This window comes from Bordetella flabilis (genome assembly GCF_001676725.1).
GTDB classification, from domain to species: Bacteria; Pseudomonadota; Gammaproteobacteria; order Burkholderiales; family Burkholderiaceae_B; genus Bordetella_C; species Bordetella_C flabilis.
Map to the genome: position 1 here is coordinate 2,456,587 of NZ_CP016172.1, position 23,553 is coordinate 2,480,139.

At 66.4% G+C, this 23,553-nt stretch carries 18 protein-coding genes; 13 read left to right on the forward strand and 5 right to left on the reverse strand.

Going from position 1 to position 23,553, the window contains the following annotated elements; all coding sequences use genetic code 11:
• Positions 1 to 46: 46 nt before the first annotated feature.
• Positions 47 to 1,015, reverse strand: a complete 969-nt coding sequence (locus BAU07_RS10770; RefSeq protein ID WP_066657238.1) for a LysR substrate-binding domain-containing protein — start codon at positions 1,013 to 1,015, stop codon at positions 47 to 49.
• 143 nt (positions 1,016 to 1,158) lie between these two features.
• On the opposite strand from BAU07_RS10770, the gene BAU07_RS10775 reads away from it, so the two are divergent.
• Both BAU07_RS10775 and BAU07_RS26785 read left to right on the forward strand, forming a co-directional pair.
• Positions 1,159 to 2,604 carry an MFS transporter gene (locus BAU07_RS10775; RefSeq protein WP_066657240.1) on the forward strand — a complete coding sequence of 482 codons (1,446 nt, stop codon included), beginning with the start codon at positions 1,159 to 1,161 and terminating at the stop codon, positions 2,602 to 2,604.
• Between the two features lie 323 nt (positions 2,605 to 2,927).
• Positions 2,928 to 3,509, forward strand: a complete 582-nt coding sequence (locus BAU07_RS26785) for a DUF4232 domain-containing protein (protein ID WP_198168896.1) — start codon at positions 2,928 to 2,930, stop codon at positions 3,507 to 3,509.
• 73 nt (positions 3,510 to 3,582) lie between these two features.
• On the opposite strand, the gene BAU07_RS10785 is transcribed toward BAU07_RS26785, so the two are convergent.
• A complete protein-coding gene (locus BAU07_RS10785; RefSeq protein ID WP_066657242.1) occupies positions 3,583 to 4,521 on the reverse strand; it encodes an SMP-30/gluconolactonase/LRE family protein in 939 nt (312 codons plus the stop codon).
• Between the two features lie 309 nt (positions 4,522 to 4,830).
• Between BAU07_RS10785 and BAU07_RS10790 the strand changes: the two genes are divergently transcribed.
• The 5 genes from BAU07_RS10790 to BAU07_RS10810 all read left to right on the forward strand — a co-directional run bounded on the left by BAU07_RS10790 (position 4,831) and on the right by BAU07_RS10810 (position 10,526).
• Entirely contained in the window at positions 4,831 to 6,120 is a 1,290-nt protein-coding gene (locus BAU07_RS10790; protein WP_066657249.1) for an MFS transporter, read from the forward strand.
• Between the two features lie 73 nt (positions 6,121 to 6,193).
• Positions 6,194 to 7,000, forward strand: a complete 807-nt coding sequence (locus BAU07_RS10795; RefSeq protein WP_066665272.1) for an NAD-dependent epimerase/dehydratase family protein — start codon at positions 6,194 to 6,196, stop codon at positions 6,998 to 7,000.
• A 103-nt stretch (positions 7,001 to 7,103) separates the two neighbouring features.
• On the forward strand, positions 7,104 to 8,099 hold the full coding sequence (locus BAU07_RS10800; protein WP_198168897.1) for a LacI family DNA-binding transcriptional regulator: 996 nt from the start codon (positions 7,104 to 7,106) through the stop codon (positions 8,097 to 8,099).
• 33 nt (positions 8,100 to 8,132) lie between these two features.
• Positions 8,133 to 9,089, forward strand: coding sequence for a tripartite tricarboxylate transporter substrate binding protein (locus BAU07_RS10805; protein ID WP_066657253.1), 957 nt, complete (start codon positions 8,133 to 8,135; stop codon positions 9,087 to 9,089).
• Between the two features lie 231 nt (positions 9,090 to 9,320).
• Positions 9,321 to 10,526, forward strand: a complete 1,206-nt coding sequence (locus BAU07_RS10810; RefSeq protein ID WP_066657256.1) for an arabinose transporter — start codon at positions 9,321 to 9,323, stop codon at positions 10,524 to 10,526.
• A gap of 153 nt (positions 10,527 to 10,679) precedes the next feature.
• Here BAU07_RS10810 and pdxR read toward each other — a convergent pair whose 3' ends face one another.
• Positions 10,680 to 12,092, reverse strand: coding sequence for a MocR-like pyridoxine biosynthesis transcription factor PdxR (gene pdxR / locus BAU07_RS10815; RefSeq protein ID WP_066657259.1), 1,413 nt, complete (start codon positions 12,090 to 12,092; stop codon positions 10,680 to 10,682).
• A gap of 298 nt (positions 12,093 to 12,390) precedes the next feature.
• Between pdxR and BAU07_RS10820 the strand changes: the two genes are divergently transcribed.
• The 6 genes from BAU07_RS10820 to BAU07_RS10845 all read left to right on the forward strand — a co-directional run bounded on the left by BAU07_RS10820 (position 12,391) and on the right by BAU07_RS10845 (position 18,425).
• Positions 12,391 to 13,476 (forward strand): ABC transporter ATP-binding protein, encoded by a 1,086-nt coding sequence (locus BAU07_RS10820; RefSeq protein ID WP_066657260.1) that lies wholly within the window; start codon positions 12,391 to 12,393, stop codon positions 13,474 to 13,476.
• Positions 13,476 to 14,564: an ABC transporter ATP-binding protein gene (locus tag BAU07_RS10825; RefSeq protein WP_066657261.1), complete on the forward strand. Its 1,089-nt coding sequence runs from the start codon at positions 13,476 to 13,478 to the stop codon at positions 14,562 to 14,564. Before BAU07_RS10820 ends, BAU07_RS10825 begins: the two co-directional genes overlap by 1 nt.
• Positions 14,561 to 15,451 (forward strand): carbohydrate ABC transporter permease, encoded by an 891-nt coding sequence (locus BAU07_RS10830; RefSeq protein WP_066657262.1) that lies wholly within the window; start codon positions 14,561 to 14,563, stop codon positions 15,449 to 15,451. Before BAU07_RS10825 ends, BAU07_RS10830 begins: the two co-directional genes overlap by 4 nt.
• Positions 15,444 to 16,256 (forward strand): carbohydrate ABC transporter permease, encoded by an 813-nt coding sequence (locus tag BAU07_RS10835; RefSeq protein WP_066657264.1) that lies wholly within the window; start codon positions 15,444 to 15,446, stop codon positions 16,254 to 16,256. The genes BAU07_RS10830 and BAU07_RS10835 overlap by 8 nt, the downstream gene beginning before the upstream one ends.
• An 8-nt stretch (positions 16,257 to 16,264) precedes the next feature.
• Positions 16,265 to 16,573: a DUF2160 domain-containing protein gene (locus BAU07_RS10840; RefSeq protein WP_066657267.1), complete on the forward strand. Its 309-nt coding sequence runs from the start codon at positions 16,265 to 16,267 to the stop codon at positions 16,571 to 16,573.
• Positions 16,574 to 16,694: 121 nt separating this feature from the next.
• Positions 16,695 to 18,425, forward strand: coding sequence for an ABC transporter substrate-binding protein (locus BAU07_RS10845; RefSeq protein WP_066657270.1), 1,731 nt, complete (start codon positions 16,695 to 16,697; stop codon positions 18,423 to 18,425).
• A gap of 52 nt (positions 18,426 to 18,477) precedes the next feature.
• On the opposite strand, the gene BAU07_RS10850 is transcribed toward BAU07_RS10845, so the two are convergent.
• On the reverse strand, positions 18,478 to 19,941 hold the full coding sequence (locus BAU07_RS10850; RefSeq protein ID WP_084025582.1) for a short-chain fatty acid transporter: 1,464 nt from the start codon (positions 19,939 to 19,941) through the stop codon (positions 18,478 to 18,480).
• A 28-nt stretch (positions 19,942 to 19,969) separates the two neighbouring features.
• A complete protein-coding gene (locus BAU07_RS10855) occupies positions 19,970 to 23,497 on the reverse strand; it encodes a molybdopterin-dependent oxidoreductase (protein WP_066657272.1) in 3,528 nt (1,175 codons plus the stop codon).
• Positions 23,498 to 23,553 lie beyond the last annotated feature (56 nt).

A 23,553-nucleotide genomic window follows, 5' to 3' on the forward strand; every position in this document is an offset into this window, starting at 1 on the left:
GCTCTCCGGGACAACGGAAAAGATTTCGTCCGTGAGTGAATTCCGTTCACCTGGATGGCGTGGGGACGCCGCGCAAGGACGTGTCGGGCCGCCCACTGCCCAGGATGCCGGCGTCCGGCTCGCCGGCACACGCGCTGGCCTCCTCGAGCAGCCATTGCCGGAAGGCGGACAGGGCGGGTCGCCGCGTCACGTCTTCGGCGCTGATCAGCCAGTACGCGGTCTGCGCGGGCACGCGATGGGGACTCGCCGGTACGAGCGTCCCCGCGGACAACTCCGCCCCGATCAGCGGCAGCCGTCCCAGCACGATACCCAGGCCGGCCATGGCCGCCTCTATCGCGAGCTGGATCGTATCGAAGCGCATGCCTGCGGACAGGTCCATGCCCGATGTGCCCGTCGCGTCCAGCCAGGCCTGCCAGTCCTCGCCCGCTGAAACCACGTGCAGAAGCGTGGCTCGCTCCAGTTCGATATGGCCTTCCCTAACGGCCAGGTGCTGGAGATAGGCCGGGCTGCACACGGGGATGAGGTGTTCGCCGAACAGCCGGGTCCATGCCGGACCGCCTGACGGTGTACGGCTCATGCGGATCGCGAAGTCGAAGCCGTCGGCGGGAAAGCCGGCATGCCGCGGTGAAGTATCCAGGCTGATATCGACCTGCGGCCACAGCTTGCGAAACGCCGGCAGGCGGGGCAGCAGCCAGCGCGACGCCAACGTGGGCGCGCAGGTGAGCGTGATCCGGGCGGGGCCGCCGCAGGGTTGCAGCCGCTGCATTCCGGCCGCGAGCAGGCCGAAGGCCTCGGAGACATAGGTAAGGTAATCGGCGCCTTCCGGCGTCAGGACCAGGCGCCGCGGTTGCCTGATGAACAGCGCCACGCCCAGGTAGGATTCCAGGCTGACGATGCCATGGCTGACGGCGCTGGGCGTCACGTTCAGTTCCGCGGCGGCGAGCTTGAAACTTTGCAGGCGGCCGGCCGCTTCGAAGAGACGCAGGGTGGACAGGGGAGGTAGGCGGAGCGACATGCGCTGAATCTACACTGAACGCGCCGACCCTGGGCGCGGCAGGGGCAATGGCCCGCGATTACTGCAGTGCACAATATACTGCCCGTTCGACTGTCCCTACGTTGTCGCGCCCGTGGTCCCCTCCGGGTGCAACCCCACACCCGATGACTGCTGCATCTTCCCCCGCGCGCCTTGGCCGAGCCGGCCTGTACCTGCTGCTGGCAGGACAACTGCTGCCCATGATCGACTTCTCCATTGTCAATGTCGCGCTGGACGCGATGGCGCATACCCTGCATGCAAGCGAGATGGAGCTGGAGCTGATCGTGGCCGTCTACGGCGTGGCGTTCGCCGTCTGCCTTGCGATGGGCGGCAGGCTGGGCGACAACTATGGCCGGCGCCGGGTGTTCAGCTGGGGCGTGATGCTGTTTACGGTGGCATCGCTGCTATGCGGCCTGGCCAATTCGGTATGGCTGCTGCTGGCCGCGCGCGCCCTGCAAGGCGTGGCGGCGGCGCTCGCGATGCCGCAGATACTCGCGACGATACACGTCACCCTGCGCGGCCCCGAACATTCGCGGGCCCTGGGCCTGTATGGCGCGATCGGCGGCCTCGCATTCGTCGTGGGCCAAGTGCTGGGCGGACTGCTCGTGTCGATGGACGTGGGCGGGTTGGGCTGGCGCAGCGTGTTCCTGATCAACCTGCCCATCGGACTGGTGGTGATGGCGTATGCACCCCGCGTGTTGCCGGAGACCCGCTCACCGCATCCGGCCAGCATCGACTGGCCCGGGACCTGGTTGTTGGCGTCGGTGATCCTGTGCCTGCTGATCCCGATGTCCGTAGGATCGGCGCTGCATTGGCCATGGCCTTGCGAGCTGATGCTGGCGATGGTGCCGGTCCTGCTGTATGTGCTGTGGAATGTTGAACTGCGCCAGGAGCATCGCAAGGGCCTGCCTTTGTTGCCGCCGTCCTTGCTGCGCCTGCCCAGTATTCGGTTCGGGGTGTGGACCGCCATCCTGTTCTTTTCGAGCTGGAGCGGCTTCATGTTTTGCATGGCGCTCACTTTGCAGGCAGGGGCAGGGATGTCGCCGCTGTCGTCGGGCAATACCTTCGTCGCCATGGGCGTCGCCTATTTCGTTGGTTCCCTGCTGACCAGCCGCGTGGTGGCCCGTTTCGATAAAACGTCGGTGCTCGTGTTCGGCTGCCTGGTGCAGATGAGCGGGCTGTTGGCCCTGTGGCTCACGCTGCGGACAGTATGGCCCACACCCTCCGTATTCAACCTGATGGCGGCCACGGTGCCGATCGGCCTGGGACAGGCCTTCATCGTTGGCTGTTTCTTTCGCATCGGGCTTTCGGAAGTGCGCCCTGAGCAGGCCGGCGCGGGCAGCGCCACCTTGTCGACGGTGCAGCAAAGCGCGCTGGGGCTGGGCCCGGCACTGTTCGGAACGGTGTTGACGCGGTTCCTGAATGCGCCCGGGGGCGATTACCTGCAAGCGGCATCGGCGGTCCTGATCACGGAGTTCTGCCTGATGGCCGCCCTGGTGGTGAGCACCGTGTTCTATGGCCGGCGTCGCATGATGTCGCGGCCCGTGGTGGCTTGCCCGGGAGAAAAGTAACGAACGGGCTCATGAAAGCCCGCTCGCCCGATTGAAGTGGGAGGTCGCGGCCGGTACCCGAGAAGCTCCGGCATCCTGCGACTGCGATGATCGGGAATGACCCGGTAGCAATATATTGCGCTGGGGGCGGTGGCCTGCGGCGCGACTTGCGCCGCAGCCGGCCGGTACGCGCGCATAATCCTGGCGGGGCGTTGGTCCTGCGGCGACGCGTCCGTGCTGGTGATGCCAGCCGGGACAGACCCAGGCATTCGGCCCCATGGATGGCAGCGCCTTGCAGGGTGCCGCCTCGATATCGATCTGCTCCTGGACAGGACGGCACAACGATGAAATATGCATCCTGGTCGTATCCGCGCGCAGGCCTCGCCGCGGCCCTGTTGTGCTGCATGCTGCCGCACGCATCGGCCGGGACGTCGCCAGCGCCCGCGGCCGGCCTCGCCAACCCGACCCCCGCGTGTGGCCCCGCGCAACTGTCATTCAAGGCCGACGCGAAGAATGGTGAGTTCGACGGCATGTCGCATTCCGGTACCTTGCTGGTCCTGCGCAACCGCGGACCGGTCGCGTGCACCGTGCCGGCGCGTCCGGAGCTGACCTTCCTGGATGGTGGCGGCCGCCCCGTCCTCGTGTCGCCGCGCACCGCGCCCGGCATGCACCCAGGCCCCGTTCTGCTTCCTGTCACCGTGCCGGCGGGCGCCGAGTTGACCAGCGTGGCGCGCTGGGTCTCCAGCGATGCCTATGGGGCCAATAACTGTGTGGCGTTCGAATCCGTGGCGATCTCCCTGGGCGGGCGGATGCTGACGGCGTCGCTTGGAAGAGAGGGCCATATGTGCGGCCCTGCCCGTCAGAACCCGGGCTATACCGTCTCGCCGCTGGGCCGGGGGAGCGGCGAGACGTCTCCTGGCCAGTAAGAAAGCCGCGCTTTCCCCCGGCGTTGCCGCTGCCATTGCCGCTTGCACCAGAGGCGGGCGCGCGGCAGCGTGTTCATCCGCCCGCGACGCCCTGCGTGTTGACGTACACGGCGTAGATCGATTGCGATGCCGCCATGAAAAGGCGGTTGCGCGCGGGGCCGCCGAAGCACAGGTTCGCGCAGCGTTCCGGCAGGGCGATGCGGCCTATCAACTTGCCCTGGGGCGATATCACCATGACGCCGTCCAGTTCGTCGCTGCCCATGCCCCAGCCGCACCATAGATTGCCGTCGATGTCGGCGCGCATGCCGTCGATGGTGCCGGGCCCGGCGTCGTGGAATACCCGGCCCGGTCCCAGGGTCCGTCCGTCCGCCGCGACCTCGTATACGTGAATCAGGCGGTTCGGCACGCCGCGCGATTCGATGATGTACAGCCGCCGCTCATCGGGGGAAAAGCACAGGCCGTTCGGGCCTTTGAGATCGCGCGTCACCACTGAGACCGCGCCGGTGATGCCGTCGATGCGATAGACGGAGTGGGGCAGCTCCTGTTCCGCCTTGACGCCCTCGTAGTACCCGGCAATGCCCATGGGCGGGTCGGTGAACCAGATCGAGCCGTCCGATTTCACGACGACATCGTTCGGCGAGTTCAGCGGTTTCCCCTCGAAGCGGTCCGCCAGGACCGTGATGCTGCCGTCGTATTCGGTGCGCGTGACGCGGCGTCCGTGCTCGCACGTGATCAGCCGGCCCTGCCGGTCGCGCGTGTTGCCGTTGGCGTAGTTGGACGGCTTGCGGAACACGGACACCTGGCCCGTTTCCTCCTCCCATTTCATGATCCGGTTGTTCGGGATGTCGCTGAACAGCAGATACCGGCCATCACCAAACCACACCGGGCCTTCGGCCCAGCGCAAGCCCGACGCCAGGCGCTCCACGGCCCCCAGGGCGATCCGGTACCTGTCGAAGGAAGGGTCCAGGGAAATGATGCGGGGATCGGGATAGCGTGTCGTTTGCTGCCACATGATGGGTCTCCATGGGGATGCCGGCGGCGGGTGAGGGATGTCGCACTATACGGTGTATCCCGCGAAAAATGTAAGCGCTTTCCGTTGCCTGGAGTCGGCAACAGGTCTATAGTGGCTGCAAAAGCCGCGCGCGGGCGCAGAAGCTGATTTGTTGTTTGTCCTGTACGTCTCCGAAAAGAAAGCGATTACATAGTTTGCTTACATTTTTGGAGGCAGTGGGCGCCCGCGGCTGCCCGTCGCTTCACGTCCGGCGACGATCCGATGCGAGCGCTCCAACAACAACGACACCCCATCTGGAGGTTGGAGACAATGAGCACCGGAAAGTACCGTTATGTCGTCGCCTTGCTGCTGTTCGTGGCAGGCGCGATCAATTACATGGACCGCGCCGCCCTGGGCATCGTGGCGCCGCTGGTCGGCAAGGCGCTGGATCTGTCGCCGTCCCAGCTCGGCATCATATTCAGCAGCTTCTTCGTCGGTTACTCCATTTTTTCCTTTCTCGGGGGCTATTTCTCCGACAAGTGGGGAACGATGCGGGTATTCACCTGGGCCATGGCGATCTGGTCGCTGTTCTGCGGACTGACGGCGGTCGCCACCGGCTTCTTCACGCTGCTGCTATTCAGGGCGATGTTCGGGATCGGCGAAGGGCCCATGAGCTCGAACACCAATCGCACCATTTCGAATTGGTTTCCTCGCCACGAAACGGCGACCATGATCGGGTTTACCTTTTCAGGGCAGACGCTGGGCAACGCGGTGGCTGGACCCATCGTCGGACTGGTCGCGGTCGCCTTCGGCTGGCGCGCATCGTTCGTGGTCATCGCCGTCCTGGGCTTTGTCTGGATTGCCTGCTGGCGCTGGCTGGTGACCGACAAGCCCCGCGAGAGCCGCCGCGTCGGCCCAGAGGAACTGCGCTTGATCGACGAAAGCCGCGCCGAAGCGGAAGCGCGCAATGTCGAGGACGACGGCACCACGCTCGGATCGTATCTTCGCCGGCCCAGTACCCTGGCCCTGGGCGCGGGGCTCTTCGCGGTGAACTACACGCAATACGTGTTCATTTCATGGCTGCCCAGCTACCTGACCGATGCGCTGCATCTGGATATCCGCCAGATGAGCGTCATGACGTCGATCCCCTGGGTCTGCGGCGCCATTGGCTATTTCGGCGGCGGGTTGGTCGGTGACTTCATCTATAAGCGCATGGACGATCCGGTCCGGGCTCGCAAGCTGGTGGCCACCATCCCCTTGGCCCTGTCGGGCGTGGCGGTGTTGAGCATCACCTCGGCGACCTCGCTGACCGCCGCCATTGCGTTGATCGCGGCGGCGCTGTTGTTCCTGACCGGGTCATGCCAGTCGATATGGGCCATCCAGCACGAGATCATCCCCCTGCGTCGCCAGGGCGGCGTGGGTGGCTTTATCCATTTCCTGAGCAATCTGTCCGGCATCATCGGGCCGGCGCTGACGGGCTTCCTGATCCAGTATTTCGGGGGCTACCACAGCGCATTCCTGTTCGGTGCGCTGATCGATTTCGCCGGCGTGCTGGCAATGGTGTTCATGATCCGCAGCCATCGGCCCACGGTCCCCGCGACGCCGCTTCCCGCCCGTTGAGCCGCGTAGTCCTGCCATGGGGCGGCCCTTGATGGCCGCCACGCTCCTACTGTGATGATGAAGGTGGATGCATATGAAGCGAATTCTAGTCACCGGCGCCGCCGGCCATATCGGCCGGGCGCTGCGTGCCGGGTTAGCAGGCCGCTATGACGTCCTGCGGCTGGCGGATATTGCGCCACAGGCGCCGGCCGGCCCTGGCGAGGAAGTCTGCGCGGTGGACATCCGGCGGCCCGAAACCCTGGAGCCCGCCATGGCGGGCATGGATTGCGTGGTGCACCTTGCCGGTATTCCGGACGAGGACACCTGGGAGCGCATCCGCGACATGAACATCGACGGCTGCTACAACGTCTTCGAGAGCGCGCGCCGCGCAGGGGTGAAACGTGTCGTATTCGCCAGCTCCAACCATGCCGTGGGCTTCCATCGGCGCGATCGCATGATCGATGACACGGCGACCTTGCGGCCGGACAGCCGCTATGGGGCCTCCAAGGTCTTCGGCGAAGCAATAGGGCGGTTGTATGCGGACAAGCACGGCATGTCGGTGGCGTGCTTGCGCATCGGCTCCTTCCGTCCGGACGACAGGCCCACCGCGCCGCGCCACCTGTCCACCTGGATCAGCCACCGTGACATGGTGCAGCTGACCCAGCGCTGCATCGAGCATCCCGACTATCACTACGTTGTCGTGTATGGCGTCTCTGCCAACGCCCGCAACCGCTGGAGCAATGCGAACGCGAGATTCCTGGGCTACGCCCCGCGCGACGATGCGGAGACCGCTGCGGCCGCCATCCTGGCGGGGTCTGCCGAGGATGCGCAGGAAGCGCTTTTCCATGGCGGTTTCGGCTGCATGGTGGAGTTCGACGGCGATCCGGACCGCATCGTATAGTATGGGCGCATGGCAGGCGCCATGCATTTCCATACCGATCAGGTGCAAGTTGAGCAGTGAGCCGAAAAAAAGAGCGTCGCGGCGCAAGTCGCATGCGCCTTCCGTGCTGGACGTGGCCCGCGCCGCCGGGGTGTCGACGGCCACCGTGTCCCGTGTGCTCAATGGCAGCGGCACCGTGCGCGAGGCCTTGCGCAGCCGGGTGCGCGACATCGCACAGCAGCTCGGCTATACCCCGCACGCCGCGGCGCGGGCGCTGGCCTCACAGCGGTCCAAGACCATAGGCGCGGTTATTCCGTCGCTGGAGAACCAGAATTTTGCGCTGGGGGTGTTCGCGCTGCAAAAGCGCATCGGCGAGGCCGGCTATACCTTGCTGCTGGCCTGCTCGTACTACGACCAGGAAGACGAGCTGAAGCAGGTCAGGGCGCTCATCGCCGATGGCATCGCCGGCTTGCTGCTGGTCGGGCGCAATCATTCGCCCGCGCTTTACGAGCTGTTGGAGAAAGAACGGATTCCCCTCGTCAACGGCTGGACCGTCGATCCGGACCACCCCTACGTGGGATTCGACAATGTGGCGGTAGGGCACCGGCTGGCCGATTACCTGCTGGACCTGGGGCACCGCGAGTTCGGCATGATTACCCAGATGCGACAGTACAGCGATCGTGCCGAAGATCGCGTCAAGGGCGTACGGGCCGCCCTGCGCGCCCGGGGCCTGGAACTGCGGCACGAGCATCTGATCGAGATGCCGCACAAGATACTGGAGGCGCAGATGGCCATGCGCGCCTTGCTGCAGAACCCGCATCCCCCTACCGCCGTGATCTGCGGCACCGACCTGATGGCGGTCGGCGCGCTGGCCGCCGCGCGGGAGGCGGGTATCGACGTACCCGGACGATTGTCGATCGCCGGCATCAACGATATCGAGTTCTCCAGCTTTACGACGCCGCCCCTGACCACCATGCGGCTGGCCGCGGACCAGATCGGCACCCGCAGCGCCGAATACCTGCTCGCGTGCATCGAAGGGCGTCCTGTGACCTCACAGAATGTGGTCCCCACCGATCTGATCGTGCGGGGAACCACGGGCAGGGCCCCCCGCCGCAGATAAGCCATAATTGGCGCTGTTTCGGAGGGGACCATCATGTTCAAACAATGGATCGCCGGCGCTACGCTGGCCGCGGCCGCCATGGCCGCTCACGCGCAGTACCCGGACCGGCCCGTGCGCCTCATCGTGCCTTTTCCGCCGGGCCAGGCCACGGATATCTTCGCCCGCGCGCTGGCCGAACAGCTCGGCGCGGACCTGAAGCAGCCCATCATCGTCGATAACCGAGCCGGCGCGGGCAGCAATATCGGCATGGGGCAGGCGGCGCGCGCCCCGGCCGACGGCTATACCCTGGTCATCGCGGGCAGCGCCGCCGCCGTCAACCAGACGCTATACAAGAAGGTCGACTACCGCCTCCCCGACGATTTCGCGCCGGTGTCGGGCGTGTTCTCGGTTCCGCTGATGTTCCTGTCCAATCCTCAATCCGGAATCAAGACGCTCCAACAGTTGGTCGACCAGGCGCGAGCCCGTCCCGGCGAACTGGCCTACGCCAGCGCCGGCGTGGGGGGAACCCAACACCTGTCCGCCGAGATGTTCAAGGCCGCGGCCAACGTCGATATCCGGCATATCCCCTACAAGGGCAGCGGCCCGGCGCAATCGGACTTCCTGGGCAACCAGGTGCCGTTGATGGTCGACTCCGTGACCGCGGGCCTGCCTCATGTACGAAGCGGCAAGGCCATCGCGCTTGCGGTCACCACGGCCAAGCGCCTGCCGCAATTGCCCGATGTGCCCACGGTCGCGGAGTCAGGCTATCCAGGCTTCGAAGCGATCGGCTGGGCGGCGGTCCTGGCTCCGAAGGACACGCCCCCTGCCATCGTGGAGCTGCTCAGCCAGCGCATCGGTGCGGTTCTCGCGACGCCCGCCATGCAGGCCTATCTGCGCGATCGCGGCGCCGAACCCATGCCCATGACGCCGGCCGCCACGGCCGCCTTCATACGGAGCGAGGTCGCCAAGTGGGGCAGCGCGGTCAAGGCCTCCGGCGCCGAGGTCGACTAACCTTCGGGGTAAGGGGCGTTTTCGTCGGTTCTGTCTTTGCCGTCGTTGACGCCCCCAGGGCGGGCTTGCTACCATGCGGCCCACTGTTGCTCGCGCCTCCGGCCAGCACAGCGTAAGCGTTTACGTCAATCAACGCATCACCGGCCACTGATCCAGTGGGTACGGGGTGCGTTGTCTTTGCTCTCCTTCCCATGATCAACAGGCCTCGTTCTACTTCAGGACGGCTTGTTCATGTCTGATATCCCCGATCTTTCCCTTGCGCAGCGGCGCATGTTCATTACTACGCTGGCGCTTTTCCTTTCGTACCTCGCGGTGGCAATGGCGCTGCCCGTCGTGCCCGTTTACGTCACGCGCGATCTCGGCATGAGCAACGCGGCCGGCGGGCTGGCTGTCGGCATCGCGTTTCTTTCCACCATTCTCACCCGCAACGTGGCTGGCGGCGTGGCTGACCGGCGCGGCAGCCGTTACGCGATGCTGCGCGGCCTGATGGTCTATGTGGCGGCCTGCCTGTTATGCCTGGTGTCCGCCTTGCCGGACCTGCATGGCGCGCTCGCCTACGGCTTGCTCCTGGCCGGCCGGCTTTTGCTCGGCCTGGGCGAAAGCCTCGTCATCGTGGCGACGATCAGCTGGGGTATCGGGCTGATGGGGCCATCGAGGTCCGGCAAGGTCATGGCGCTGGTGGGCGCTGCGATGTACGGTGCGTTCGCAGTGGGCGGTCCTCTGGGATTGGCGCTGCTGCACGCCGGCGGTTTCTCCGGCCTGATGGCGATGTGCGCGGCACTGCCCCTGCTGGGCGCTTGCCTGGTACGCGCGGTGCCGGAGGTCGAACCCCACGGGGGGCGGCGCGAATCGTTCTGGCGCATCCTGGGTGGCATCTGGCTGCCCGGTGCCGCCGTGTGCCTGCAGGGCGTGGGATTCGCCGCGCTCGCCGCCTTCATTTCGCTGTACTTTCTGAGCCGCGGCTGGGCGCATGCGGGACTGGGCTTGAGCTGCTTCGGTGGTGGCTTCGTGGCGGTGCGGCTGTTTTTCGGCCACCTTCCGGACAGGATCGGCGGCACGCCGGTAGCCATCGTTTCCCTGGTTATCGAGGCCGCGGGGCAGTATCTGTTGTGGCTTGCCCCTGGTCCGGTCGTGGCCCTGTTCGGCGCCTTGCTGACCGGGCTGGGTTGCTCGATGGTGTTTCCGGCGATGGGTTCGGAAGTGGTCAAAGGCATGCCACCGCAGTTGCGCGGCACGGCAGTGGGCGGCTTCGCCGCTTTCCAGGATCTGGCCTATGGCGCGACCGGACCCGCAACGGGGCTGCTGGCGGACCATTTCGGCTACGGCGTCGTGTTTTTGATCGGCGGCATCGCCGCGACCCTGGGCGTGTCGGTCGCGGTCATGGCCCACCGGCAGGCGGCCAACCGACGCCCCGATGCCGCTGGCGCAGAGCGATAGCGAACAGGAGCAGGCCGGCCAGCGATGCCGTCACGCCAGCAGCGTACTTCGCGCCGGCAGGGGGCATCCGCGACCGTGTCAACGCCAGCCGCGCGGCCAAGCGCGGAGGCTGCGCGCATTGATCGATGCCGCGCGCGTGTGGATCCACCGCGGTCAGCCCGCGCGGATCAGGCCCAGCAGGCGCTCGCAATCCATGGCCAAGGTGTCCTCCGAGACATTGCTCACTCCCAGCAGCAAGCCCGGTTGCGCCGGTGCCGAGACGTACCAGGGACTGAGTGCGACCGGTGCCAGGCCTTGTGCCAGGGCTCGACGGGCGATGTCGACGTCGTCCGTTCCGGGCGGCAGGGTCAACCGCACCGCCAGCCCCGCCATTGCGGTGGCGGTATCGGCGCTGGCGCGGCCCAGGCACGCGGCCAGGGCGTCGCGCCGGCCGGCGTAGAGGCGCTTCATGCGGCGCAGGTGACGCATATAGTGACCCTGGTGCATGAACTCGGCCAGGGCGGCTTGCGATTCCGCGCCGGCCGCGGGCGCCAGGCAGGCCGCCACTTCGGCGAAATGCCGCGCCTGCGCGGCCGGTACGACGATAAAGCCCCGTCGCAAGGCCGGACTGATCGTCTTGCTGAAGGTGCCGATATGCAGGACGCGGCCTGCCTCGTCGAGGGCGGCCAGCGCGGGTGCCGCGCGGCCTTTGAGTTGCAGTTCGCTCAGGTAATCGTCTTCGATGATCCAGGCCTGCTGCCGTGCGGCCCATTGCAGTAGTGCGTGCCGCCGTGCCGGGGCCAGCGTGACGCCCAGTGGCGCCTGTTGCCCCGCCGTCACGACCGCCAGCACGGCGTCGGGCGCGCGCCGGATACCGGCGTCCACATCGATACCTTGCGAGTCGACCGGCACGTGCGCCAACCGCATGCCGGCCAATTCCAGCGCTTTGCGGGTCAGGGGAAACCCCGGATCTTCCATCCAGGCGACCCGGCCTTCGAGCCGCAGCGCGCGTATCACCAGATTGACCGCGCCGGCATAGCCGTTCGTCACCAGCACCTGTGCCGGGGAACAGGCGAGCCCGCGCGCCAGTGCGAGATACGCGGCAATCTGTTCGCGCAGGCGAGGATCGCCACGCGGGTCGGGATAGCCTACCGGACCGGCCGCGGATTCGCGTGCCGCCTTGGCCAGCAGGCGCGACCACAGCGCCACGGGGAACACGTCCTGCGCCGGAACGCCCATCTGGAACACCAGGGGGCGCGCCGAATAGACGGGCATCAAGTCCTGCAACGGCTGCGTATCGGCAATGGGCTGTGGCGCGCTGGCCGGCACGCCGTGGCGCGATACGAAGGTGCCGGCCGCACCGGCCGACGTCAGGAGCTGCTCGTCGACCAGACGTTCATAAGCGGCCCGTACCGTGCCCCGCGCCACGCCCAACTGGGCGGCCAGGTCGCGCCAGGACGGCAGGCGTGCGCCCGGCTTCAATCGACCTTGGCGCACGGCCAGGCCGATGGCCTGGTGGATCTGGCCGGCGAGGGGCATCCGCGCCTGTCGATCCAGGTCTATCCGCAGGGGGTCCTCGGTTTCCATGCGCGGATGGTAACTCGGCGCGGCGGGACAGGGATATGCAGTATCGGGGAGGCGACCGAGGCCGGTCCCGATGGCCCGGCGTGGCGCGCCGCCCCGGCCGCGATGGTGGCACGCCGCGAACCGCGGTGCGGTCGTGGCCCTTGTCCCGGATGTGATACTTGTCCATAAGCCGTTGTACCTGCGGGCTCTGAACAACGTCAGGACGGCGGCCCATGCCCTGCGGCGTTGTCTTTCTTGCCGGCTTTCTGTACAAACGCTGGATAACCATACTCAAGCAGCTTTTCGCCAGGAGACGCGATTGCAGCTGACGCTGGAAGGCATACAACTGCAGGTTGGATCACAAGTTCACCTGCATCCCATGAGCCTTGCCCCCGCCCCCGGATCCATGACGGTCCTGCTGGGCGCTACCCAAGCGGGCAAGACTTCCCTCATGCGCATCATGGCGGGACTGGACCGCCCTACGCAGGGCGCCGTCCGTGTCGACGGCGCGGACGTGACACGCGTCCCGGTGCGCCAGCGCAACGTGGCCATGGTTTACCAGCAGTTCATCAACTATCCCTCGATGACGGTGTTCGACAATATCGCATCGCCGCTGCGGCTGCGTGGGGCCGGGCAGGTGCCCGAACGCGTGAAGGCCATGGCGGCCCGCTTGCATATCGACCACTTGCTGGACCGCTATCCAGCGGAACTGTCTGGCGGCCAGCAGCAGCGCGTGGCGCTGGCCCGGGCCCTGGTCAAGGACGCGCCGCTGGTCCTGCTGGATGAACCCCTGGTGAACCTGGACTACAAATTGCGCGAAGAGTTGCGTGAAGAGCTGAGCGGCTTGTTTTCCGAGGGTCGTTCCACGGTGGTCTATGCCACCACCGAGCCTGGGGAGGCATTGCTCCTGGGCGGCTACACCGCCGTGCTCGACGCCGGTGAACTGCTGCAATACGGGCCCACCGCGGAAGTCTTCCATCGGCCGGCCTCCCTGCGTGTGGCGCGCGCCTTCAGCGATCCGCCCATGAACCTGTTTCCGGCCCGGCGGGCCGGGTCCGGTTTCGCGCTGGAAGGCGGGCTGGATGTGCCGCGTGACCTGCCGGGACGCGAAGGGGAGGTCATGACCGCCGGTCTGCGGGCAGGCGCCTTGCGGCTGGACGAGCGTCCCGGTTGCGTCGCCCTGGCCGGCGAGGTCAAGCTGGCCGAACTTTCCGGTTCGGACACCTTCGTCCACGCCAGCACGGCGGCCGGGGACGTGGTGGCGCAGTTGACCGGCGTGCACCGCTTCGGCTTGCGCGAGCGGATACGGCTTTACTTCGATCCCGCCCAGACCTATGCCTTCGACGCGGATGGCGCCCTGCTCGCCGCGCCGGTCTACCATGCGCTGCGGGCGGGGGCGAACTGATGGCGCGCATCGAACTGGATTTGTCGCACGCCTATGTCAGCCATCCCGTCGAGGATGAAGACTATGCCTTGCTGCCGCTCAAGTACGCCTTCGAGGACGGTGGCGCCTATGCCTTGCTGGGCCCCTCCGGCTGCGGCAAGACCACATTGCTGAATTGCATTTCCGGGCTTTTGCGTCCTTCCTCCGGCCAGGTCCTGTTCGATGGCCGCGATGTCACCGCCGAAACGCCGCAGCAACGCAACATCGCGCAGGTGTTCCAGTTTCCAGTCGTCTACGACACCATGACGGTGGCGGACAACCTGGCCTTCCCGCTGCGCAATCGCGGCGTGCCGGAAGCGCGCGTGCGGGAGCGCGTCGGCCGTGTGGCCGAGATGCTGGAACTGTCGGGCGTGCTGGAGCGGCGCGCCAGCGGCCTGGCGGCCGATGCGAAGCAGAAGATTTCCCTGGGGCGCGGGCTGGTGCGCAATGACGTTTCGGCCGTGCTGTTCGACGAGCCGCTCACGGTGATCGACCCGCACCTGAAATGGGAATTGCGGCGCAAGCTCAAGGAGATTCACCAGGAATTCCACCTGACGCTCATCTATGTGACCCATGACCAGACCGAGGCCCTGACCTTCGCCGACCAGGTCGTGGTGATGTCGCGGGGCAAGGTGATGCAGGTGGGTACGGCGGACGACCTGTTCCTGCGTCCGGCACATACCTTCGTCGGCCACTTCATCGGTTCGCCGGGCATGAATTTCCTGCCGGCGCGCTGGCATCAGAATGCATTGCACGTGGGCACGCGCCGCTACGCGGACGTGCCCTCCACGCTGGCGGCGCGACTTTCCGCGGCGGGCGATTTCAAGCTGGGCATACGGCCGGAGTTCGCGGCCCTGTGCCCGCCGGAAAGCGCGCAGGCCTTGCCCGTGACGGTGGCCCGCGTACAGGACGTCGGCACCTACCTGCTGCTGACGGGCGCCTTCGAAGGGCATGCGGTGCGCGCGCGCCTGCCTCTGGATAGCCGCCCGCCGGCGCCGGGCGGCACGGCGTGGCTGACGGTGCTGTCGCCGCATACCTGCTTCTACCGCGATGAGGAGCTGATCCGATGAAGCCCATCAATCAAAAGGCGTGGCTGCTGGTGCTGCCGGTGGTGCTGTGCGTCGCGTTCTCGGCCATCCTGCCGCTGATGACCATCGTCAACTATTCCGTCCAGGACATCATTTCGCCGGACCGGCGTGTTTTCGTGGGCACCGAATGGTTTGCCGCCGTGCTGCAGGACGACGAGCTGCACGGCGCGCTATGGCGTCAGATCGGGTTTTCCCTGGCGGTGCTGCTGGTCGAAATTCCCTTGGGCATCCTGCTGGCGCTCTGCATGCCGCCCGCCGGCTGGCGGGCATCGGCGGTACTCGTCGTCATCGCGCTGTCCCTGCTGATTCCCTGGAATGTGGTGGGGACGATATGGCAGGTGTTCGGCCGCACCGATATCGGGCTGCTGGGCGCAACGCTGTCGTGGATGGGCATCGACTACAACTACACGGGTGACGACGTGGACGCGTGGGTGACCGTTCTGGTGATGGACGTCTGGCACTGGACGCCGCTGGTCGCGCTGCTCTGCTATGCCGGCCTGCGCGCCATCCCGCCGGCGTACTACCAGGCCGCGCGCATCGACGGCGCGTCGCGCATGGCGGTATTCCGCTACATCGAGCTTCCGAAGATGCGCGGCGTGCTGATGATCGCCGTGCTGCTGCGGTTCATGGACAGCTTCATGATCTACACCGAGCCCTTCGTGCTGACAGGCGGCGGCCCGGGCAACGCCACCACCTTCCTGTCCCAATACCTGACCCAGAAAGCGGTGGGCCAGTTCGATCTGGGACCGGCGGCGGCGTTCTCGATCGTCTATTTCCTGATTATTCTTTTGCTGTGCTTCATCCTGTATAACTGGATGCAGCGCGCCGGCACATCCGGGGCGGTGGATGAGGAGAACGCCAATGCGTGAAAAAACACCGTTCTGGCGCGCCGCCTTCCTGACCTTGTATCTGGTGTTCGCCATCCTGCCGCTGTACTGGATGCTGAATATGTCGTTCAAGACGAACACCGAGATCGTCAGTTCGCTGACCCTCTGGCCCAGCGACTTCACCCTGCAGCATTACCGCACCATCTTCACCGACCCGGCCTGGTATTCGGGATACATCAATTCGCTGATCTACGTGGTCATCAATACGGTGATCTCGCTGAGCGTGGCCATGCCCGCGGCCTATGCGTTTTCGCGCTATCGCTTCATCGGCGACAAGCACGTGTTCTTCTGGCTGCTGACCAACCGGATGACGCCGCCGGCCGTGTTCCTGCTGCCGTTCTTCCAGCTGTACAGCTCGTTCGGCCTGATGGACACTCATATCGCCGTGGCGCTGGCGCATCTGGTGTTCAACGTGCCCCTTGCCGTGTGGATACTCGAAGGCTTCATGTCGGGAGTGCCGCGCGAGATCGACGAGACCGCCTACCTGGACGGCTATTCCTTCCCGCGGTTTTTCCTGACCATTTTCCTGCCGCTCATCAAGTCAGGGGTGGGCGTCACGGCGTTCTTCTGCTTCATGTTCAGCTGGGTGGAGCTGCTGCTGGCACGGACCCTCACCTCGGTGAACGCCAAGCCCATCGTGGCGACCATGACGCGCACCGTGTCGGCGTCGGGCATGGATTGGGGGGTGCTGGCCGCGGCCGGTGTGTTGACCATCGTGCCGGGTGGGATCGTGATCTGGTTCGTCCGGCATTACATCGCGAAGGGCTTCGCGATGGGCCGGGTGTAGGAGGGCGCATGTTCGACTGGATGGTATGGACGACGCCCGTGGCGGTTTTCTTCGCTTGCGTCGCACTGATGCTCGTGGGGATGACCGTATGGGAACTGCGCTCGCCGACCCACGCGCGCAAGGGATTTCTACCCATCGCGACGACACGCGGCGACCGGCTGTTCATCGGCCTGATGTGCATGGCATGGGTCAACCTGGCCTTCGTCGGGCTGGGCCAGCAATTCATGGCATGGTTCGCGCTGGACGAGCCGCCATCGGTCTGGATAGGTTTCGCCATATCGGTGCTGGTGCTCGTGTTCGTCATGCGCAAGGGCTAGGGCTAGGACATTGCGGGCGGATGAGGCCGCCGACAAATCGGTTTCCATGGATCGTCGGCCATCGCCTTTCCCGGCCGCGTCCGCGACTGACAATGGGGAAGGCTCATCGAGGAGACAGGTCATGAAAATGCAGATGCATGCCATGGCGGCCGCCATCGCCCTGATCGGGACGGCGTCGGCCTGGGCGGGCGAGCCGGAGGCGCAGAAATGGGTGGAGACGGAATTCCAGCCTTCTACGCTGCCCAAGGACCAGCAGTTGGCCGAGATGAAATGGTTCATCGATGCGGCCGCCAAGCTCAAGGCCAAGGGAGTCAACGAAGTCAATGTCGTGTCGGAAACCATCACGACGCACGAGTACGAATCCAAGACGCTGGCCCGCGCGTTCTCCGAGATCACCGGCATCAAGGTCAACCACGACCTGATCCAGGAGGGCGATGTCGTCGAGAAGTTGCAGACGTCGATGCAGTCGGGCAAGTCCATCTATGACGGCTGGATATCCGATTCGGACCTGATCGGCACCCACTACCGCTACGGCGCCATCCTGCCGCTGTCCGACTACATGAACGGCGCGGGCAAGGAATGGACCAATCCCGGCCTGGACCTGAAGGATTTCATCGGCGCCCGCTTCACCACCGCGCCGGACGGCAAGCTGTACCAGCTGCCCGACCAGCAGTTCGCGAACGTGTACTGGTTCCGCGCCGACTGGTTCGCCCGCAAGGACCTGCAGGAAAAGTTCAAGGCCAAGTACGGCTATGAACTGGGCGTCCCGACGAACTGGTCGGCGTACGAGGATATCGCCGACTTCTTTACCAACGATGTGAAGGAGCTCGACGGCAAGCGGGTCTACGGCCACATGGACTACGGCAAGAAAGACCCCTCGCTGGGCTGGCGCTTTACCGACGCGTGGCTGTCCATGGCCGGCGCGGCCGACAAGGGACTGCCCAACGGCATGCCCGTCGACGAATGGGGCATACGCGTCGCGGACGACAAATGCACGCCGGTCGGGGCCTCCGTTGCGCGGGGCGGCGCCACCAATAGTCCGGCGGCCGTCTATGCCTTGACCAAGTATGTGGACTGGATGAAGAAATACTCGCCGCAGCAGGCCATGGGCATGACCTTCTCCGAGGCCGGACCCGTGCCGGCCCAGGGGCAGATCGCGCAGCAGATTTTCTGGTACACGGCCTTCACCGCCGACATGACCAAGAAAGGCTTGCCGGTGGTCAACGACGACGGCACGCCGAAGTGGCGCATGGCGCCGTCGCCGTACGGCCCTTACTGGAAGGATGGCATGCAGAACGGCTACCAGGACGTCGGCTCATGGACGTTCTTCAAGTCCACGGATCCGAACCGCATGGCGGCGGCCTGGCTGTATGCGCAATTCGTCACATCCAAGACGGTCTCGCTGAAGAAATCGATCACCGGGCTGACCTTCATCCGCGACAGCGATATTCACAGCGACTTCTTCACCAAGAATGCCAACAACTATGGCGGCCTGATCGAGTTCTATCGCAGCCCCGCGCGGGTGGCATGGACGCCGACCGGCACCAACGTGCCGGACTATCCCAAGCTGGCGCAGCTGTGGTGGAAGAACGTCGCGACCGCCGTCACCGGGGAGAATACGCCGCAGGCCGCGATGGACAGCCTGGCCGAGGAGATGGACCAGGTCATGGCGCGCCTGCAGCGCGCGGGCATGGCGCAGTGCGCGCCCAAGCTCAACGCCAAGAGCGATCCGTCGAAGTGGCTGTCGGACCAGCATGCGCCCTGGAAGAAGCTGGCCAACGAAAAGCCCAAGGGCGAGACCATCGCCTATGACAAGCTGCTGCAAGCCTGGAAGGAGGGCAAGGTGAGGTAAACGGGGCGGGCCCGCTTCGGCGGGCGCCCCCGGAGCCGTCAGGCGTCGCCCGTCATGGCATGACGGGCGGCTTGTATTGCAGCGTCGCGGCCAGCGCCCACAGCATGATGAGCACGATGGGCGTGTGCACGACCAGTTGCGTGAAGGTGAAGCCGACCACGTCACGCGCGCGCACACCCAGCACGCCCAGCAGCGGCAGCATCCAGAACGGATTGATCAGATTGGGCAGTGCCTCGGCGGCGTTGTAGACCGTGACGGCCCAGCCCAGGTGCACCTGCAGGTCGTTGGCGGCTTGCATGACATACGGGGCCTCGATGATCCATTTGCCGCCGCCGGAGGGAATGAAGAATCCCAGCACGGCCGAATAGACCCCCATCAGCGCGGGAAACGACGCGTGCGAGGACACGGACACGAAGAAGGCCGATAGCATGTGCGCCAGCGTGTGCCCGTCGCTGCCGACCGCCTTGGTGAGGATATAGGCGACGCCGCCGTACAGGGGAAACTGGATCAGTACGCCGCCCACCGAGGGCACGGCCTTGGCGACGGCGGCCAGGAAGCTGCGCGGCCGCCAGTGCAGCAGCATGCCCAGCATCAGGAACACGAAGTTGTAGGTGTTCAGGTTGGAAATCGCCAGGACCGCGTCCTTGGTAGAGAACTCGTTGACGATCCATGTGGCGCCCAGGGCCACCAGCAGGATGGTCAGCACGGGGCTGTATTCCAGCCAATCGCCGGGACGCGCGGGGCGTTCGCTTTTTTCCACCGTCTGCCCCAGTTCGACGCCCAGGTCCTCGGCCGTCACGGCCTTGGCGCCGCGCGGGGCCGAATAGAAGGCCACGATCATCGAGGCGATCGTCAGCACCAGGGCGATGGCGGCGGATTGCCAAAGGAAAATCGTCTCCGTGAACGGAATGACGCCCGTGATCTTCAGCAGCGCCGGCGGCAGGCTGGCGGGATTGGCCTGCAACTGCGCCGCCGAGGAACTCAGCCCCAGCGCCCAGGTCGCACCCATGCCCAGGTAGGCGGCGGCGCCCGCGGCGCGGTAGTCCATGCGCAATTCGGTGCGGCGCGCCAGCGCGCGGACCAGCAGGCCGCTGAAAATCAGGCTGATCGCCCAGTTGAGCAATGACGCAAGGATGCTGATCAGCGCCACGTAGCAGACGGCGCCGCGTCCGGTCTTGGGATGGCGCGCCATCCAGGCGATCAGCCGCGCGGCCGGCGGCGAGGCCGCCACCACGTAACCGGAGATCGCCACGATGGCCATCTGCATGGTGAACGGGATCAGCGTCCAGAAGCCGTCGCCGAATGCCAGTCCCACGCTCTTGGCCGGCGCGCCTATGGCCATGGCGCCGATCGCCACCACCACGACTGCGATGACGGCGAAGATATAGGCGTCCGGAAACCACTTTTCCGACCAGCGGGTGACCGAGGCCGCCATGCGTTCCAGTACTCCTGCGCCGGCATCGGCGGAGGGCGTGTTATCGAGTATGTTTTCTGCTTTCACGATTTCCCCATGCATTGGTTTGCGGAACGAATTCTAGAAATTCTCAGGTGTCCAGCACCAGGTCGGTGGTAGGCACCGCCTGGCAGGTCAGGCATACGTCCGGGTCTTCCGGTTCCACGCCGTGCAGGTGCCGGACCCGGCCTTCCAGGATGCGCACGGCACAGCTTTCGCATTGGCCGACGCGGCAGCCGCTGGGCAGCGCCAGGCCCAGGCTTTCCGCGAAGGCGAGCAGGGTGCCGCGTGAACCCGACCAGGTCGCGGCCGCGTTGCCAGCGCGTGCGAAGCGCACGGCATACTGGCGCGCGGGGTCCAGATCCACGCGCGCGGGTGAACGGAAGGTTTCGCTGAAGATGTCGAATGAAGGCACGCCGCGCGCGACGAGGCCCTCCGTGATGGCGCGCATCATGGGCGTCGGGCCGCAGAGATAGAAGCGCGCGCGCTGGGCGATGAGCGCGTCGTCCACCGCCGCCGCGCCGGCATACCGGCCGGATCCGGAATGCGCGTCCGATGCGTCGCTGTAGTAGTGCCGTACGGTCAGGGCGGGAAGGGTTGCGCCCAGCGCCTGGATGCGGTCCGCGAACGCGACGCTGGCACGGCTGCGGTTCGCGTAATGCAGCCAGACGCGCGGCATGGTGGCGCGTGCAGCGTCCGGCTGCGCGGCCAGGGTTTCCAGATAGGCCAGGAAGGGCGTTATGCCGATGCCCCCGGCGAACAGCACAATTGGTTGCGGCGAGCGGGTCGGCAGGACGAAATTGCCCGATGGCGCGCCCAGCTCGACGTGGTCGCCTGCACGCAGCCGCGTATGCAGGTGGCCGGACATGGCGCCCTGCCACGGCTGGCCATTCGGCGCGGTGCCGCATTGATGGCGCACGGCGATGGTGTAGGAGCGGCGTCGTGGCGTGTCCGCCGCATCGATGAGCGAGTAGGCGCGCGTGATGGCGGCATCGACCTCTTGCCCGGCGGAGGTCGCCCCCGGCGCCATGGCGTCGGCCGCTGCCGCCGCCGGTACGCGCAAGGTGATGTGCTGGCCGGGGCGATGCGGCGCCAGTTCGCCGCCGTCCAGGGGAGTGAAGGCGATTTCCAGTACGTCATGCGGGCGGCGCCGCAGCTCCGTGACCTGGAAGGCGCGCATGCCGGGCCATGCACGGCGGCCCGGGTCGCTGGCCGGGTCGCGCTCGATGTCGCACAGGAAAGAGCGCATGGGGATGGAACCGCTGATCGGGTCGGCCTTGTCCGCGCTGATCAGCGCGTTGTAGTTGCTGCCGGCCGCGCCCAGCACGGGGAAGCCGTCGTACCCGATCTCCGGACAGGCCTGCCACCAGCCGTAGTCGGCCACGACCACGTGCTCTTGTAGATCCGCCTGGAGCTGGGCGACGAAACGGGCCGTGCCGGTGCGCGTGCGCACGCGCACCCAATCGCCCGCGGCAATGCCGCGACGCCGCGCCAGCAAGGGATGCATGGCCACGCGCGGAACGGGATCCCGCTTGCGCAAGGACACCAGCGATCGATGCTGGCTATGGCAGTAGTACCCGCTTTTGGCGGACGTTAGCACCAGGGGATAGCGGCCATCGCCGTCGCGCGGGCTATCCGCCGGTTCGACGTGGTCGGGCAGGGGATCATAGCCGTGCCGCAGCAGCAGTTCGGAATAGAGTTCGACGCGGCGGCTTTCGGTCGCGAAGCCGGCCACCGGGGAGCAGGTGACCGGCGCGCCCTCGCCAGCAGGCGGCGACGGTGCCGTCGCGGCGGGCGGCGCGGCGTACTTGCGGTCGATGTGCGTCAGCCGGCGCCGTACGCCGCCTTCGGCCTGGCGCAGGTCGGCCACGGTAAGTCCGAGCGGCGCGAGCATGTGGTTCCAGCCACGTTCCAGACTGCCATCGAAGAACTGCTCGCCCATGCCCAGGCGAGTAGCCAGGTCGAACACGATGTCGTTGTCCGAGCGCGATTCTCCGCGCGGGGTGACCATGCGCGGACGCAGCTGCACAAGCTCCTGCGCCTGCGCGCTGATCTCGAAGCCCATGCGCAGGCCTTCGCGTTCCCAAGGCGTGTTGATGGGCAAGAGGATGTCGGCGTAGCGCGACGAAGGCGTCTCGAACAAGTCGCAATGCACGTGGAATTCCAGTGCCTGCAAGGCTGCCTCCCCCATGGCCACGTCGGCCTGCGAGGCCAGCGGATTGCTGCCGAAGGCCATCATGGCGCGGATGGGGTAGGGTCGCTGTTCCAGGATGGCCGTGTACATGTCCCGCGCGGTAATCCAGCCCTGCGCCGGCGGCCCGAGCGGGCGCTCCGCCAGTCCCAGCGCCTTGGCGCGCTGCGCGGCCGGTATCAGGTCCAGGCCGTTCACGACGGCCGCCGGTTGCCGGGGATGCTGCCGATTGCCGCCCGTCACGTCGAAGCTGCCCGTCAGGGCATACAGCACGGCGACGGCGCGCTCGGTCTGGCTGGCATTGGTGTGCTGGCCGATGCCCGTCCAGGCGTGGTAGGCGACCGGACGCGCTTGTGCGATCAGCTCGGCGGCGGCGCGCAACTGCTGCTGCGGTACGCCGCTGAGCTCGCTCGTGCGCGCCGGCGTGTAGGCGGCGCAGCGTTCGGCCAGCAGTGCTAGCGCCGGCCGGCACGCCACGCGGCCGCCGTCGCGCAGCGCGATGTCGTACCGTCCATCCAGGGCGAAGCCGCTGGCGCCCTGAGCCGCCGCGTCGAAGCGGGTGTCATAGGGAGCGGGCGCGCCGGCGGCTTCGTCCCAGGCCACCCATGTGCTGCCGTCGGCCCCCGGCAGGCCGATGTCGGCGGGACGCAGCAGGCGTCCTGTGTCGCCGCGTACGAGCAGCGGCGCATTGGTCCAATGCCGCACGAAGCCCTCGTCGTAGCCGCGCCGCGACAGCAGCAGGTGCGCGAGGCCCAGCGCCACCGCGGCATCCGAGCCGGGCCGCACTTGCAGCCATACATCGGCCTGCGCGGCCAGCGCGGTGCGCCTGGGGTCGACCACCAGCAGCCGTGCGCCGGCCGCCCGGCCCACTCCGATGGCATGGGCCTGGGCCAGCCAGGTATTGGCGGGGTTGTGCCCCCACAGCATGATCAGCCCGGCATGGGCATAGTCCGCCACCGGCATGCCGCAGCCAAACGTAAAGGCGTGCGCATAGTCCTTGTGCCAGTTGCAGATCTCGGTGGCGTAGCAGATGTTGGGGCTGCCGAAGACGCGCACGAAGCGCTCGATCCAGTCGATGCTGTCCGACAACGGCGTGCCGCTGGGCGTAGTGACCCCGAAGGCCACGGATTCCGCGCCGCTCTCGGCGCGTATGGCCGCCAGGCGCCCGGCGGTTTCGGACAGCGCTTCGTCCCAGGAGATGCGCCGCCAGCCGGGATCGGCGGAATCTTTAGGCCGCGTGCGTCGCATGGGATACAGGATGCGATGGGGACTATGCACCAGTTCGGGCGCGGCGCGTCCCTTCATGCACATCGATTGGCCGGTGGGATGGTCGGTGTCCGGCACGACACGCACCAGCCTGTCGTCCTGGACGACGTTGCGCGTTCCGCAACGCGACCGGCATAGCGTGCAATAACCGCGCCTTTCCATCCCCGCTGTCTCCGTTACGCCCAGGCAAAATTCGACGCGCTTAATGCTAGGGACTT